At 57.5% G+C, this 13,511-nt stretch carries 12 protein-coding genes; 4 read left to right on the forward strand and 8 right to left on the reverse strand.

Annotated elements, in window-relative coordinates:
* Nucleotides 1-65 precede the first annotated feature (65 nt).
* Both EAO82_RS09430 and tssI read right to left on the reverse strand, forming a co-directional pair.
* Nucleotides 66-908, reverse strand: coding sequence for a DUF4123 domain-containing protein (locus EAO82_RS09430; RefSeq protein ID WP_231703316.1), 843 nt, complete (start codon nucleotides 906-908; stop codon nucleotides 66-68).
* A gap of 5 nt (nucleotides 909-913) precedes the next feature.
* Nucleotides 914-3,007, reverse strand: coding sequence for a type VI secretion system tip protein TssI/VgrG (gene tssI / locus EAO82_RS09435; protein ID WP_096347367.1), 2,094 nt, complete (start codon nucleotides 3,005-3,007; stop codon nucleotides 914-916).
* 601 nt (nucleotides 3,008-3,608) lie between these two features.
* On the opposite strand from tssI, the gene EAO82_RS09440 reads away from it, so the two are divergent.
* Complete coding sequence (locus tag EAO82_RS09440) at nucleotides 3,609-3,800, forward strand: CsbD family protein (protein WP_149331191.1); 192 nt, start codon at nucleotides 3,609-3,611, stop codon at nucleotides 3,798-3,800.
* Between the two features lie 75 nt (nucleotides 3,801-3,875).
* Here the strand turns inward: EAO82_RS09440 and EAO82_RS09445 are convergent, their stop codons facing one another.
* Nucleotides 3,876-4,817 carry an endonuclease gene (locus tag EAO82_RS09445; protein ID WP_410402963.1) on the reverse strand — a complete coding sequence of 314 codons (942 nt, stop codon included), beginning with the start codon at nucleotides 4,815-4,817 and terminating at the stop codon, nucleotides 3,876-3,878.
* Nucleotides 4,818-5,020: 203 nt separating this feature from the next.
* On the opposite strand from EAO82_RS09445, the gene EAO82_RS09450 reads away from it, so the two are divergent.
* Both EAO82_RS09450 and EAO82_RS09455 read left to right on the forward strand, forming a co-directional pair.
* The gene (locus EAO82_RS09450; protein ID WP_096348511.1) at nucleotides 5,021-5,653 is read left to right on the forward strand and encodes a response regulator transcription factor; all 633 of its coding nucleotides are present in this window, start codon (nucleotides 5,021-5,023) and stop codon (nucleotides 5,651-5,653) included.
* A 225-nt stretch (nucleotides 5,654-5,878) separates the two neighbouring features.
* A complete protein-coding gene (locus EAO82_RS09455) occupies nucleotides 5,879-7,027 on the forward strand; it encodes an AI-2E family transporter (protein WP_096348512.1) in 1,149 nt (382 codons plus the stop codon).
* 50 nt (nucleotides 7,028-7,077) lie between these two features.
* On the opposite strand, the gene glpK is transcribed toward EAO82_RS09455, so the two are convergent.
* The 4 genes from glpK to EAO82_RS09475 all read right to left on the reverse strand — a co-directional run bounded on the left by glpK (nucleotide 7,078) and on the right by EAO82_RS09475 (nucleotide 10,917).
* The gene (gene glpK, locus EAO82_RS09460) at nucleotides 7,078-8,568 is read right to left on the reverse strand and encodes a glycerol kinase GlpK (RefSeq protein ID WP_096348513.1); all 1,491 of its coding nucleotides are present in this window, start codon (nucleotides 8,566-8,568) and stop codon (nucleotides 7,078-7,080) included.
* A gap of 35 nt (nucleotides 8,569-8,603) precedes the next feature.
* Complete coding sequence (gene ybaK, locus EAO82_RS09465; protein WP_096348514.1) at nucleotides 8,604-9,089, reverse strand: Cys-tRNA(Pro) deacylase; 486 nt, start codon at nucleotides 9,087-9,089, stop codon at nucleotides 8,604-8,606.
* Between the two features lie 62 nt (nucleotides 9,090-9,151).
* Nucleotides 9,152-10,189, reverse strand: coding sequence for an NADP-dependent oxidoreductase (locus tag EAO82_RS09470; RefSeq protein WP_096348515.1), 1,038 nt, complete (start codon nucleotides 10,187-10,189; stop codon nucleotides 9,152-9,154).
* 143 nt (nucleotides 10,190-10,332) lie between these two features.
* A complete protein-coding gene (locus EAO82_RS09475) occupies nucleotides 10,333-10,917 on the reverse strand; it encodes a hypothetical protein (protein ID WP_231703318.1) in 585 nt (194 codons plus the stop codon).
* A gap of 167 nt (nucleotides 10,918-11,084) precedes the next feature.
* On the opposite strand from EAO82_RS09475, the gene EAO82_RS09480 reads away from it, so the two are divergent.
* Nucleotides 11,085-12,863, forward strand: coding sequence for an ATP-binding protein (locus tag EAO82_RS09480; RefSeq protein WP_174958805.1), 1,779 nt, complete (start codon nucleotides 11,085-11,087; stop codon nucleotides 12,861-12,863).
* Here the strand turns inward: EAO82_RS09480 and EAO82_RS09485 are convergent.
* Nucleotides 12,860-13,501 (reverse strand): response regulator, encoded by a 642-nt coding sequence (locus EAO82_RS09485; protein WP_096348517.1) that lies wholly within the window; start codon nucleotides 13,499-13,501, stop codon nucleotides 12,860-12,862. The genes EAO82_RS09480 and EAO82_RS09485 overlap by 4 nt on opposite strands.
* Between the last annotated feature and the right edge of the window lie 10 nt (nucleotides 13,502-13,511).

The raw sequence follows: 13,511 nt of genomic DNA on the forward strand, positions 1-13,511 counted from the left end.
AATGGCCTCAAGGGTGTCGCCCTGCTGCACGATGTATTCTCTTGCGTTCGACATGTCCTGCGTCCCTAGCCGTAAAGGCGTTCCAATGCGTCCAATTTGCCTGCAACCACCAGATCATCACGCGCCAAAACCTGCTTGGCTTCGGCCGTCGGCCAGGGCCTATCCTGGCTATGGAGAGCCAACCTGATCCAACGTTCGAAATGCGCTTTCTGTTCTACTCCTGCGGTTTGCGCCAGACACAACTGATCGTAAACGAAGTGTTGTGGTGCTGGCATTTTCAAGACCGCGCTGTAATCCTTTGCCAGTTCGGTTGCGATGACTTCTAGTCGCTTCTGTCTCATCGCTTGCTGTCTCGCGCTGCCTATGTGCAACCAACCTGGTTTGTGTACAACGCCATCCCAAGGCTGAAGACGCGACTGGTAACGCCAGCCCAGCTCGTTGCGCCAGGCCAGCCCGCTAAAAGGACCTAGAAACGCCTGAAGTTCATCTGGCGTGAGTGATGCGATTAACGGCTCCAACCAACGGGGCTCAAAAAAACGCATCAGCTGAGCAGACTTTTCTTTGGTGCGAATTGTCAGCAGGCTTTGGCAATGCTTGACTGCATCCGTCCACTGACTTCGATCTTCCAGATATAGGACGCAGCCAGCATGACTTTGCTCCAGCAAAGCGCTGGCGTAGCCAGCCCAGTCACCTCGCTCACCGCTTAAGACCAACGCCGGGCTGATGTCCGTCAGGGAGGCGTATTCTGTTCCAGTAAACAACGGCATCCACTGCGGCGCTCCTTGTGGAGCAAGCTCATATATCCAGCGGCTAAGTTGAGCATCGGCGACCGGGTCGATTAGAACGCAGCGCGTACCTTTTTCAGAGTCAGGTGATTGCTCGAAAGGAGACACAATTTCAATAGTCATGGGCTCTATCCGTGCGGGTGAATCATGCATTTGCCACTGGCATCAAAAATACAGCCATCGGCTGGCAACAGATGACCTGCCAACGCTTGCGCTCGGTATTGCTCTAGAACCATGCCCGCTTTAGCGGTAGCAGCTGCCAGAGCTTGCGCCGGCAGAACCGCGTGCACACCACCACCCTTGCCCGGCGAACCACCGGAGTTCATCTTCACACTCGGCCCCACCAGCGTCACGCCGCCAGGATCGATTTTGATAAAGGAACCACCTGCTTTCAGGGTGATCTCCATGCCGGCCTCAATGACCATTTTCTGGCCGGCTTTGAGGTGAATTTCCCTTCCTGCCTTGGTCAGTTGGGCGGTGCCCAGCTTGATATGTTGGCTATCGGCAACCGTCAGATAGTCATTGGCCTTGATTTCGCTTTTGCGCTCGCCGTGGGTGGTGTGGTGTTCTTCAGCCATGAACTCGCTGTAGCTGTTGGCCTCTACCCGGTCATGGCGTTCATTGCCGACGCGGATCTTCTGGTCGTTCTCGATGTTCTCGTCCCAGTCACGCTGGGCGTGCAGGTAGATCTGTTCTTCGCCTTTCTTGTCTTCGATGCGCAGTTCGTTGTACCCGTCGCCACCGCCGCCCGGGGCAGTGCTCAGGGTTTTGAAGACGCTGCGGGTTTTGTGCGCGGGTAGGTCGTAGGGAACCGGGTGGGTCTTGTGGTACAGGCAGCCGGTGACCAGGGGTTGGTCGGGGTCGCCCTCCAGGAAGGTAATGAGGACTTCCATACCGATTCTGGGGATGGCGATGCCGCCGTACTGGTTGCCGGCCCAACTGGAGGAGACTCTCAGCCAGCAGCTGGTTTGGTCGTTGCCCTGGCCCTCGCGATCCCAGTGGAACTGGACCTTGATACGGCCGTACTGGTCGCAGTGGATTTCTTCGTTTTCGGGGCCTGTGACGACGGCGGTCTGGCTGCCCAGCACTTTCGGCTTTGAGTGATTCAGTTGCGGGCGGAAAGGGACGTCCCAGGGCGTGGCGGTGAATTGATTGCGGTAGCCTTGGGTAAAACCGTCTGATGCTTTGACGTCACTGGTAACCGACTCTTCCAGCACCTGGGGCTGCTTGCCTTCGTGCTGAATCCCGGTGATCAGCCAGAGGTCGTTCCAGTCGGCTCGGGGGTGTTCGGAGAGGGTGAGGAAGTGGCCGCTGATCAACGTGGGTACATCACTCTTGCCTTCAGCCAGGCGGTAGTCACTGCGGTGGCGTTCCAGGCTGCGTTTGGCCAGGTGCTTGCCGCGGGCGCGTTCGCTGAACAGGCCGGGGTAGTCGTAATCTTCCAGATCCGGTAGCGGTATTGGCGGTTGATCGCCTTCGACCGGCTGCTCAGTCTTGTGGGCCGCCTCCATCAGCAGATGCGGCTTTTCAAAGTCGTAATCACGACGGGTGACGCGGCTGGGGCGGGTTTCGACGCGCATGGCGAAGCGCTTGATTACCGGCTCATCGGCGACCAGGCCGCTGTCCTGAATATACGCAGTGGGGCGATCCAGTTTCGGGAAACCGGTCTGGTCGTCGCCGAAGACCAAAAGATGGTTATTGCTGCTGTGTTCGAAGTGGTAGTGGATACCTTCTTCTTCGCACAGGCGTTGGATGAAATGCAGGTCGGTTTCGTCGTATTGGGTGCAGTAGTCGCGCTGCGGGTAATCCGTATTGAATTGAAAGCGGTAGGCATCGGCCTGGATGCCGTGGTCGCTTAATACTCGGGCGATGATCTGCGGTACGGTCAGGTGCTGGAAGATGCGTTGGTTGGTGCGGTGGCTGAGATAAAACAGGTGTGGCACCAGATCGATATGGTAGCGCGTCAGTCGCTTGCCGGCATCGCCTTGGGCGACGCGGTGGATCAGGCCGTGGATGCCTTTGCCCTTCCCTGCAAAGCTGAAGAAGGCCGGTTGCTGGAGCAGGCGGTCGATATCCAGGTCCGGGCGTTCGCTGACCAGCTCCAGTTGGAAGTGGTAGGGCTGGCTGATGTGCTCGACGCCTTCAAAGGACAGGACCTTGAAGTCGTGCGAGACGCCGGGAATATCGAGGGTGAAGTGGGCCTGGTTGGCGGCGGCGAACATCCGATGTTCCTTGTGCTGGTAGGGCTAAGAGCGAAAGCGGCCGTGCTGGGCGCGCGCAGATTATCGCAGATCGGGGTGTGGAGTTGTGTGAGCCAGTCGGCAAAATGGGTGGTCTAGGCTGGTAGAAAGATCAATCAGATCAAGGGGATATGTGCGCAAGAAGTTGCGCAGGTAGTGATCCGCTGGGGCCGAAAGACAATAAAAACCAAGGTCAAAATGGATTCCCGCTTTTGCGGGAATGACGAGATGACGGGGAGGGTGTGTGACTGGTCCAGACCGCTTGGATTCCCGCCTGCGCGGGAATGACGGGGGGATTGGGAGAGTTCAGTGGCTAGGGCGAAAAATCGTATACCCACGTCTCCCCAAAGCCGTCATCCTCGCGAAGGCGGGGATCCATTCGGCTTTTCGGCTGGGTAAGTGGACGGGTGGCAACTGCGAGAGGGTGCCGGGTACAGGGTTTACAAATCAATACGGCCACAGGAGTCACGGATTACGCTTAGCGCTTTTCAGGAAGATGAACGTAGTAGCTAATGAACTGAAATCACGGCCAAATGTCATAGCAATGTACGGTCGAATCCCGACCGTTAGCAGGAGTACCATTATGAGCGGCACTACAGACAAAATTAAAGGCACGGCAAACGAAGTTGCTGGCAAAGGCAAGCAAGCTGTAGGTAAGACGGTTGGTAATGAGCGCCTGCAAGGCGAAGGCGCGGCTCAAGAGGTCAAGGGCAAAGCTCAGAACCTCAAAGGTGATGTTAAAAACGCAGTCAAAGACGGTATCGACAAGGCCTGATACCCGTTTATAAAGAGCAGCAGCGCGACTGTAAAGTCGACGCTGCTGCGTAGCGGCAACATGTATTCTCCCACCCTAACGACAATTCCCCGCTTTCCGATAGCCCCCGGCTTGCGCCTGGGCCACAGTCTCAAATATAACCCTGTTGCGTTCCGCGACCAGGTTGTAGCTGGGGCAGCCCTGCGGCAGATGAAACACCTTGCTGTTGCGATTGCCAATAATTTCACCTTGTACCGCGGCATGTGAACTCTTCGCCGAGGCAATCTGAGTGCGTTTCTCCAGTTCTTTCAAACCTTCCCCACTGGGGCGCTTGCCGATACTCCAGGTACGCTCGCCGGTTACATAAGGATTGCTGTGCCCCATCACGCGGGCAATCCGCTGGTCACGGACTCGCTCGGGCTCGGTCACCGGATATTTGCCGTACCAGGCCATCAGCAATTGCTGTTGCTGCCTGGACATGTTCAGGCCATAACGGTCGTGCATATAGAACTGAATGCGCGCTACTGTGCCTTTGGCCTCATTTCGGGGCTCGGCAACCCGCTGTTTGAAATCCACCCGAGAAGTACAGGCGCCGTAGCGGTAGGGGGTGCTGGTCAGTTGGCCAAAGTTGTAATTGCTGCGATCAGCATTGACTTCACCTACGGTGGGCCAAAGGTTGTGCATGTCGGCTTCCATCGCACGGAACACCGGATCGGTACGAATACAGTTTTTGCGCCCGCCTTGTTGCCAGCATTGGCGTTGATGCCCAAAGGCCCAGGCCGGCATTACGTGCTCCCATTCCAGGCGTTCGGCACGCACTTCCTGGGCACGAATCTTGTAGCCGCAGGCCGCCAGATCCATGCGGCCACCGGAACGGCCCTGCCACTGCCAGTTACACCCGCAATAAAGATCGCCAGCGGTATTCTGGTCATGAAAGACCTGTCTGCGTAGCTCTGTCTTGGCTTGATCGAAAGTAAGTGGAGCGGCTGAAATCGATAAAGACGCAAGGGCGACCAGCGCACTCGCGATAAGGTAGATAAATGGCACTGCTATTCCTATTGCTGAAGGAGCCATTACTGCGGTCGGCATGGTAACTGTGCGCCTGGTGACGAACAACGTGTTTCAGACGGGTTCTGCGATAAGCAAATTGTTAACCCCATAACAAACTTGACAGAAACCTATCTCTTTTCCAGGGCGCGGTTGGTTACGTGTGCTTGAATTCGGCCTAAGGGAGGAATCGTATGGCCGGGAAGCCCATCACCTTGATGATCATCGATGACCAGCCGCTGCTGAGGGCGGGGGTAGCTGCAATCATCAGCAGCAACGCTGATATTGCGTTGGCAGGCGAGACGGATTCTGAGCGCGACGCTATGGAGCTGTTGCGTGATTTGCAGCCGGACGTGATTTTGATGCCGGTGCAAAGGCCGATCATGAATAGCATCGACGCCATCAGCCGCATGCTCAGCGAACACCCCCAGGCAAAGATTGCGATATTGAGCTCTCATCCGAAAGAACTGCAAATGCTGCAAGCGGCTAACGCGCGTGCCTGCGCGTATCTGCTGAAAAATGCCTTACATACAGACTTGGTCGACACCGTGCTTGCTCTGGCGGCTGGACAACACTTGCTACCGGCCGACATCAAGGTTGATTCGACCGCTCAAGTGAGCCCAGGCCCGCTGTCGAGTCGCGAGAGGCAAGTATTGCGCTGGGTCGCTCAGGGCCGATCCAATCGGCAAGTGGCGCAGCTGCTGACGATCAGCGAGGGAACGGCAAAGGGGCATCTGCACACCGCAATGCGCAAACTGGGCGCGCGTAATCGGACGCAGGCCGTGAGCATTGCCCTGCAGCGGGGAGTTATCGGAGTAGAGCATTGAACACCACAAGCAACGCTAGGCTCGGTACCTGGGATGGGTGCCGAGCCTGCTTGCGGTGCGCCCGTTCAGAAGTCGGCGCGCACTGAAATCATCAAGTTGCCTGGGCCAGGCGTAGCGGTTTAGGGGGAGACGTAGCTGGGAATGGAACGGCGGAGTAAACTCGTGTTCTGATCAGCGTCATCGCCGATTGATCGCGACCTGTTTGCGCCACTTTATGGAAGAATCATGCTGAAAGCTCGAGCGGAAGAAAAAAGCTTTATCCTGTTATTAGTGATCGTATCGGTGGCCTTTATCTGGCTGTTGTTGCCGTTTTATAGCGCGGTTTTCTGGGGCACCATTTTAGCGATCATCTTCCAGCCGGTGCAGCGCTGGATTGAAACCAAACTCAATGGTCGGCGCGGTTTATCGGCATTTGTGACGCTGATGATGATCTTGTTGATGGTGATCCTGCCGGTGATTTTTCTCACCGGAGCGCTGGTGCAGGAAGGCGCGGCTCTGTACGAGCGGATGGAGTCCGGCAATATCAATTTTGGTGATTACTTCGAGCAGATCATGACCGCGCTACCCGGGCCAGTGCAGGATCTGCTGGCGCGATTCGGGTTGGCGGATCTTTCCGGCGTCCAACAGCAGCTCTCTGAGGGTGCGCAGCAAGCCAGCCAATTCGTTGCCACCAAGGCATTTGGTGTCGGCCAGGACACTTTCCGCTTCCTGGTCAGCTTCGCGATCATGCTCTATCTGCTTTTCTTTCTGTTGCGCGACGGGCCCACGGTTTCCCGGCATATCAAGCGAGCCATCCCGCTGGGTGAAACATACAAGCAGCACCTACTGACCAAGTTCACCATGGTGGTCAAGGCTACGGTCAAAGGTAACATCGCTGTGGCGGTGGTGCAGGGCGCGTTGGGCGGCTTTATTTTCTGGGTGCTGGGGCTTCAGGGTGCGCTGCTGTGGGGTGTGCTGATGGCGGTGCTGTCATTGTTGCCGGCGGTGGGTGCAGGCTTGATCTGGGGGCCGGTCGCTATTTACTTTCTGGCCACTGGGGCGATCTGGCAGGCTGCGGTATTGACCGCCTTCGGTGCCATTGTGATTGGGCTGGCGGACAACATTTTGCGCCCGCAACTGGTCGGCAAGGATCTCAAACTGCCGGACTACGTAGTACTGATTTCCACTCTCGGCGGACTGTCTTTGTTTGGTCTGAACGGCTTTGTGATCGGACCAATGATTGCCGCGCTATTTATCGCGGCCTGGAGCTTGTTTGCTGATGCGAGGGAGCAGGCGAAAATCGAAATCCCGCTGGCCGACACGCCTGCAACACCTGCGTCCACGCCACAAATTGATACTCTGTCGATTAGCTCCGGCGGCGATGCTAGCCGTTAGAACGGAACCAGCCCGCCTGTTCAGGCGGGCTTAGCCCAGACAAGAACACCTTAGACAGGTACATCTCTGACACGGCGAATGGCATCCAGCCAGCCGGAATAGAGCTGCTCGCGTTTGGCCTCGGGCATGGCCGGGCTAAATGCGCGCTCGCATTGCCAACGTTGGGCTATGTCGTCCAGATCCTTGAACAAACCAATCTGTAACCCAGCGAGATAAGCGGCGCCCAGCGCTGTGGTTTCGGTCACCTGCGGCCTGTCTACCGGTACACCGAGAATATTTGCCAACGCCTGAACCACCCAGTTGTTGACTACCATGCCGCCATCCACGCGCAGTGCGGCGGTGCTGTTGGCGCCGTCGGCGATCATCGCGTCCAGCAGGTCGCGGGTTTGAAAACACACCGACTGCAGGCCGGCGGTGACGATCTCGGCAATGCCGGTGTCGCGCGTCAGGCCAAAGATCGCGCCCCGTGCCTTCGGGTCCCAGTAGGGTGCGCCCAGGCCGGTAAAGGCCGGTACCAGGTAGACGCCGCACTGGTCACCGGTCTCTTCGGCCATGGCTTCGGTTTCGCCGGCATGCTGAATCAGTTTCAGGCCGTCTCGCAGCCATTGAATCGCTGCACCGGCAACAAAGATGCTGCCCTCCAGAGCATAGGTAGTCTTGCCTTTGAGCCGATAGCCGACGGTGGTTAACAGCCGGTGCTCGGAGCGGATCGGCTTGTCACCGGTATTCATCACCATAAAGCATCCGGTGCCATACGTGCTTTTGACCATGCCGGCTTTGAAGCAGGCCTGGCCAATCAGCGCTGCCTGCTGATCGCCGGCGATGCCGGCTACGGGAATCGCCGCGCCCAATACGTCGGCTTCAGTAGTGCCGAATTCGGCAGCACAGTCCATCACCTCGGGCAGCAAGCTGGAGGGGATGCCTAGCAGTTCGAGCATTTGCTCGTCCCACTGCTGGGTATGAATATTGAACATCAGCGTGCGCGAGGCGTTGCTGGCGTCAGTACGGTGCACCTTACCGCCGGTCAGACGCCAGAGCAGGAAAGTGTCGACGGTACCGAACCGCAGTTTGCCCTGGTCGGCGCGTTCTCGGGCGCTATCAACGTTGTCCAGTAGCCAGCGTAGTTTGGTGCCGGAAAAGTAGGGGTCGATCAACAGCCCGGTATTGGCCGTGACCATCGCCTCGTGACCGGCTTCTTTCAGCTCGGTGCAGTAGTCGGCGGTGCGCCGATCCTGCCAAACGATCGCGTGATGTAGCAGTTCGCCGGTCTCGGCATCCCACAGCAGCGTGGTTTCACGCTGGTTGGTAATGCCGATGGCGCTAATATCGCTGGCCTGAAGTTGAGCCTTGTGCAGTACATCGCGGCAAACGTCCAGGGTGCTGGACCAGATCTCTTCGCCGTCGTGCTCGACCCAGCCGTCCTGTGGAAAGTACTGCTTGAACTCGGCCTGAGAGACGGCGACGGGGTTGGCCTGGGCGTCAAAAATAATGGCGCGGCTACTGGTAGTGCCCTGGTCGATGGCGAGAATATGCTGGGCCATGGCGCGGCTGTCCTTGTTGTGATTGCTTTTAACGGTCAGTGATGCGGTTTGTCTGCGCGGCTAATGTTCGCGAATTCCCCACGGGTCTGGCTGGCCAGCGCCTCTGCGGTCAGTTCAATTTCCAACCCACGTCGGCCGCCGCTGACATACAGGGTAGGCCATTGCCGGGCGCTGGTGTCGATAAAGGTCCGCAATGCTTTCTTTTGCCCTAACGGGCTGATGCCGCCCAGCAGATAGCCGGTGCTGCGCTGTGCAGCGGCGGGGTCGGCCATGGCAATTTTTTTGACGTGGGCTGAAGCTGCCAGTGCTTTAAGATCAAGCATGCCGTTGACCGGTACAATGGCAACCAATAGCTCGGCGGTTTCGCTGCTGGCTAGCAGCGTCTTGAACACACGCGCAGGATCGAGTCCGAGTTTGTCGGCGGCTTCACCGCCATAAGATTGGGCCTTGGGGTCATGTTGATAGCGATGCAGCCGGTAATCAATGCCGGCTTTGTCGAGCAATTTTGTAGCTGGCGTCATGGTGAATTCCTGGCAGGGACGCTGCAAGATTAAAGCGTCCCTGCGCTGTCGCCAAGTGCTGATCAGCTGTCGGCGATCTTCACTACCAGCTTGCCGAAGTTCCTGCCTTCCAGCAGCCCCATAAAGGCGGCAGGTGCATTCTCCAGTCCATCGACCTGATCTTCCTTGACCTTGACCTTGCCTTCGGCAACCCAGGGCGTCATGACCTTGAGAAACTCGGGGTAGTGCGGGCCGTAGTTGTCAAAAATGATAAACGCCTGCATGCGAATACGCTGGCTGAGCATCAGGCGCATCAACTGCGGCAAACGATCCGGGCCAGGCGGCAGCTCGGTGGCATTGTACTGGGCGATCAGGCCGCAGACCGGAATGCGCGAGTGCGGATTAAGCAGCGGCATCACCGCGTCGAACACCTTGCCACCGACGTTCTCGAAGTACACATCGATACCCTGGGGGCAGGCCTGGGCCAGTTGCTCGGCGAGGTCATCCTGTTTGTGATCCAGGCAGGCATCAAAGCCGAGCTCCTTGACCGCGTAAGCGCATTTTTCCGCACCGCCAGCTACGCCGACCACGCGGCAGCCCTTGAGCTTGGCAACCTGGCCCACGACCGCGCCGACCGGACCGGTGGCGGCGGCGACTACCACGGTTTCACCCGGCTTGGGCTGGCCGATGTCCAGCAGGCCCATATAGCCGGTAAAGCCGGGCATGCCGAGTACACCCAGTGCCTGCGAAGGGTTCTGCATCTGCGGGTCGAGCTTGAACACCATGGTGCCATTGCTGACCGAATAATCCTGCCAACCGGCCGTGTAGGACATGACCAGATCGCCCTTGGCGAAGCCTTCAAGGTGCGACTCCTCCACCCGACATACCGCGCCACAGGGCATCACGCCGCCAACCGGTACCGGCTCTGAATAGGACTTGGCATCGCTCATCCGCCCGCGCATGTAGGGGTCCAGGGACGTCCACAGGGCGCGGAGCAGCATCTGACCCTGTTCGGGTTTTGGGATCGGGCTTTCGACCAGGTTGAAGTTCTCGGCTTTAGGAGCGCCTACCGGGCGTGAAGCGAGCAGTATCTGACGGTTGACCTGATTGTTCTGAGGCATGGGTGTCTCCCTGGTTATTTGGTTGCGAGTACGGGATAAGTTGTTGGCAATAACTGTGCATGCAGAATGCGAGCGGTTGACCGGTAGGTCAACCAGGCTGGCACAGGCTTATGGTGGGGTATTGATCAGGCGAAGATCGGCTACTAGTCGCCGTGGGTCATATTCCAACTGCTGATAAAGTCGCGAGCCAGGCCGCCGCGGTGGGGGTAGGTAAGTTGCCAAACATGCGCAAGTGCCTGAGTATCGGATGCTTCGGCAAGGCAGACTGCCTGCTGCTGGTAAATCATCCATGCGATGGCGGTAGCATAAGCCAGGTTATAGGCCAGCTCGGCGTGCGGATCCTGCAGAAAGCAGCGTTGGCTAGCCAGTCCGCGAATCAGGCTGGCGAGGTCAGGCTGGGTAGCCAGGTAGTCGTCCCACAGCCGGGTGTGCACGCTGGCGCTGATGCCGTATGGCCCGATGCCGTCGCCCGATTGCTTGTCCGCCGGCAGCCAGGCCATGGCCAGCAAGGTGCCCAATAACAGATTTTCAGCTCTGGTGTCGGCGACGCCCAAATAGGTCAAGGTCGGGCGTATCACATGACAACGCAAGCTCTGCGGCGGTACCAGAACGGCGATGTTCAGCGGCGGATTGAAAGGAAGCGCGGGTTCCTGACCGATCGCAGCTGCGGGATCATGATTCAGGTGAAGCTGAGGAGACTGCATCAAATACGGGCTAACCGTTGTCACATGATCACCTTAACTGCATAAGTACGTTAAAGGGCTTAGGTGAAGCATAGTCCTAAAAAGACAAAGTAAAATATTGTTTTTAAACTGATTAATCTTTTAATTTTGTTCCTATATTTCCCGATGGTATAAAAAGGCCATTACACAACAAATAGAACAGGATGTCGGCTATGTCACCGGGCCCTGCCAGCTCCCAGATTCCTATTGACGAACCAGCGTTGCTGGCCCAACAACGTAGTTTTACCAACCTGCGTTTCAGCCAGGGCTTTGAACCAGATTTTCAGCGCTATCTGCATGACAAGATGTGCAATCGGGTGTGGGTGGTGGCCTTTTCCTGCGTCATTTTCATGTTGCTGTTCGTCTGGATTGATCTGACCTATTTGCCCGCGTATTTGAATCGCTATACTGTCAGCGTACGCCTGGTGGTGCTGACAATCGTCTGCATCACCCTCTGGTATGCCAATCGACCCAACAAAATCGTCCCGCAACGGGCCTTCGCTGCAGCCTGGCTCAGTTATGTGTTGAGCGGGCTGATGGTGGCCATGATCATTGTCGTCAGCCGCATTGCGGACATCGGCGTGCAGGTCACCCACGACGGTCTGTATCTGGTGTTGCTCTCGGGTTTCTTTCTGCTTGGCTTACCGATGCGCTATGCGGTGACCGGGTCCTGGGGCATCGTGCTGGCATACCTGTGGGCGGAATATATGATTGGCAGCCCGCGCAGTTTGATCATCGCCAGCGGGTTATTCCTGGTGTGCTTCAATCTGATCGGCAGCCTCGGCGCGTATATCTATGAGTACATGATGCGCGGCGCATACCTGAATGAGCGCCTACTGGTCGCAGCGCGCGCACGGGCCGAGCGCGAAAGTCAAAGTAAGACGCGCTTTCTGGCTACTGCCAGTCATGACTTGCGCCAACCGTTGCATGCCATGTCCTTGTTTATCCAGCACCTTGACGAGCGAGTGATCGATCCTCCGCTCCGGCTGACGGTCAAACGCCTGGCGGACTCAACTCAGTTGCTGCAAGCCATGCTTAATTCGCTGCTGGATATCTCGCGGTTGAGTGTGGGAATGGTACGTCCGCAACTGCGGGCTTTCAACCTGCGGCCGTGGCTGTTGCGGTTACTGGCCGGACTGGAAGCCAGCGCTGAACAGCGCGGCGTACGAATGCACCTGGTTTGCCCACCTCACATTGCCGTCTACAGCGATCCATTGGTGTTGGAGCGGCTGATTCGCAACTTTCTCAACAACGCATTGCTGCACGCCCAGGCGACTGAGGTTCGTATTGAAGTCGTAAGGGTCGAACAGCGTGTGCGCTTGTCGGTGGTCGATAATGGTTGCGGTTTGAGCACCGTCGAGCAAGAGCAGGTCTTCGATGAGTTTACGCAGTTGAATAACCCTGCGCGTACGCTGGAGAAGGGCGTAGGGTTGGGGCTGTCCATCTGCAGACAATTGATGCACCTGCTGGAATACCCCTCTGGTCTGATCTCTGCGCCGGGGCAGGGTTCGCAGTTCTGGATAGAAGTGCCGGTGGCTGACTGGACCGAGGAGCTGAAGAGCGCTCCTGAGCATCAACAAACTACTTTGCTCGGCAACGTGGTGGTCATCGAGAACGACCTGATCAACCAGGAAGCGATGGAAACCCTGTTGCGGGAATGGGGTTGTACGGTGCGCTGTTATCAGACGCCCGAGCAAGCGCTGGAAAACATCCTGCCGGGCAGCGTAGATCTGCTGGTCAGCGATTACCGGCTGGAGGGTAGTATGGATGGCATCTCACTGGTCAGGTCGCTGCGTGAGCGCGGTCTGCATACTGGCGCCACGCTGTTGATTACCGCTGATACCAGCGAAGAAGTCGCCGAGGCGGCGCGCTTGACGGATATCGAGCTGATCTATAAACCGGTACTACCCGCTCGCCTGCGGCGACTGATCCAGCAGTTGCTCGCCGACTAAAGGCTGACCAAGCCGAGCTTGCGAGCAATACCCACGCACTCGGTACGATTGTGGCAGTCGAAGGTGATGAACAAGGCCTTGAGATGCGTTTTGACCGTATCTTCCGAGAGATTCAGGCGCTGACAAATTACCTTGTTCGGCAGGCCCTCACTGAGCAGATCAAGGATCTCCAACTGCCGGGGGGTAACACCCAGCTCGCGTGCAGATGCTTGGCGATCCGTAGGCATGCCATTGCCGATGACGACCTGTTCGCCGAACAGCAAGCGCGTCACCGCATCCAGCAGAGTGCCGCCGTCGGCGGTCTTGCTGATAAAGCCCGACGCGCCGAGCTGCATGGCAGCGTCCAGATCGCTGGCGCTGTTGCTCGCGGTCAGTATTGCAATAGGCACCAGCGCATCGATCTTGCGTAACTTCTGCAGCAATGCCAGACCGCTACTGTCGGGCAGTTGCAGGTCGAGCAGAATCAGATCGTAGGTGTGTTCGCTGGCGTGCTGCTCGGCCTCGTTAGCGTTGTGTGCATGGTCAAGTCTGACGTCCTGGCAGAGATTCTGCAGCGTCAAACTCAAGCCATCGAGGTAAATCTGATGATCATCGATCAGCAGCAAACGCGTATCAGGCGGCAGGTTTGGGGCCAGCATGGATGCTTCC

This window comes from Halopseudomonas pelagia, assembly GCF_009497895.1.
GTDB classification, from domain to species: Bacteria; Pseudomonadota; Gammaproteobacteria; order Pseudomonadales; family Pseudomonadaceae; genus Halopseudomonas; species Halopseudomonas pelagia_A.

What these genes read in the sequence shown, in the direction of transcription:
- EAO82_RS09430 (WP_231703316.1), bottom strand. Translation starts at nt 908, where the DNA reads ATGACTATTGAAATTGTGTCTCCTTTCGAGCAATCACCTGACTCTGAA.
- tssI (WP_096347367.1), bottom strand. Translation starts at nt 3,007, where the DNA reads ATGTTCGCCGCCGCCAACCAGGCCCACTTCACCCTCGATATTCCCGGC.
- EAO82_RS09440 (WP_149331191.1), top strand. Translation starts at nt 3,609, where the DNA reads ATGAGCGGCACTACAGACAAAATTAAAGGCACGGCAAACGAAGTTGCT.
- EAO82_RS09450 (WP_096348511.1), top strand. Translation starts at nt 5,021, where the DNA reads ATGGCCGGGAAGCCCATCACCTTGATGATCATCGATGACCAGCCGCTG.
- EAO82_RS09455 (WP_096348512.1), top strand. Translation starts at nt 5,879, where the DNA reads ATGCTGAAAGCTCGAGCGGAAGAAAAAAGCTTTATCCTGTTATTAGTG.
- glpK (WP_096348513.1), bottom strand. Translation starts at nt 8,568, where the DNA reads ATGGCCCAGCATATTCTCGCCATCGACCAGGGCACTACCAGTAGCCGC.
- ybaK (WP_096348514.1), bottom strand. Translation starts at nt 9,089, where the DNA reads ATGACGCCAGCTACAAAATTGCTCGACAAAGCCGGCATTGATTACCGG.
- EAO82_RS09470 (WP_096348515.1), bottom strand. Translation starts at nt 10,189, where the DNA reads ATGCCTCAGAACAATCAGGTCAACCGTCAGATACTGCTCGCTTCACGC.
- EAO82_RS09480 (WP_174958805.1), top strand. Translation starts at nt 11,085, where the DNA reads ATGTCACCGGGCCCTGCCAGCTCCCAGATTCCTATTGACGAACCAGCG.
- EAO82_RS09485 (WP_096348517.1), bottom strand. Translation starts at nt 13,501, where the DNA reads ATGCTGGCCCCAAACCTGCCGCCTGATACGCGTTTGCTGCTGATCGAT.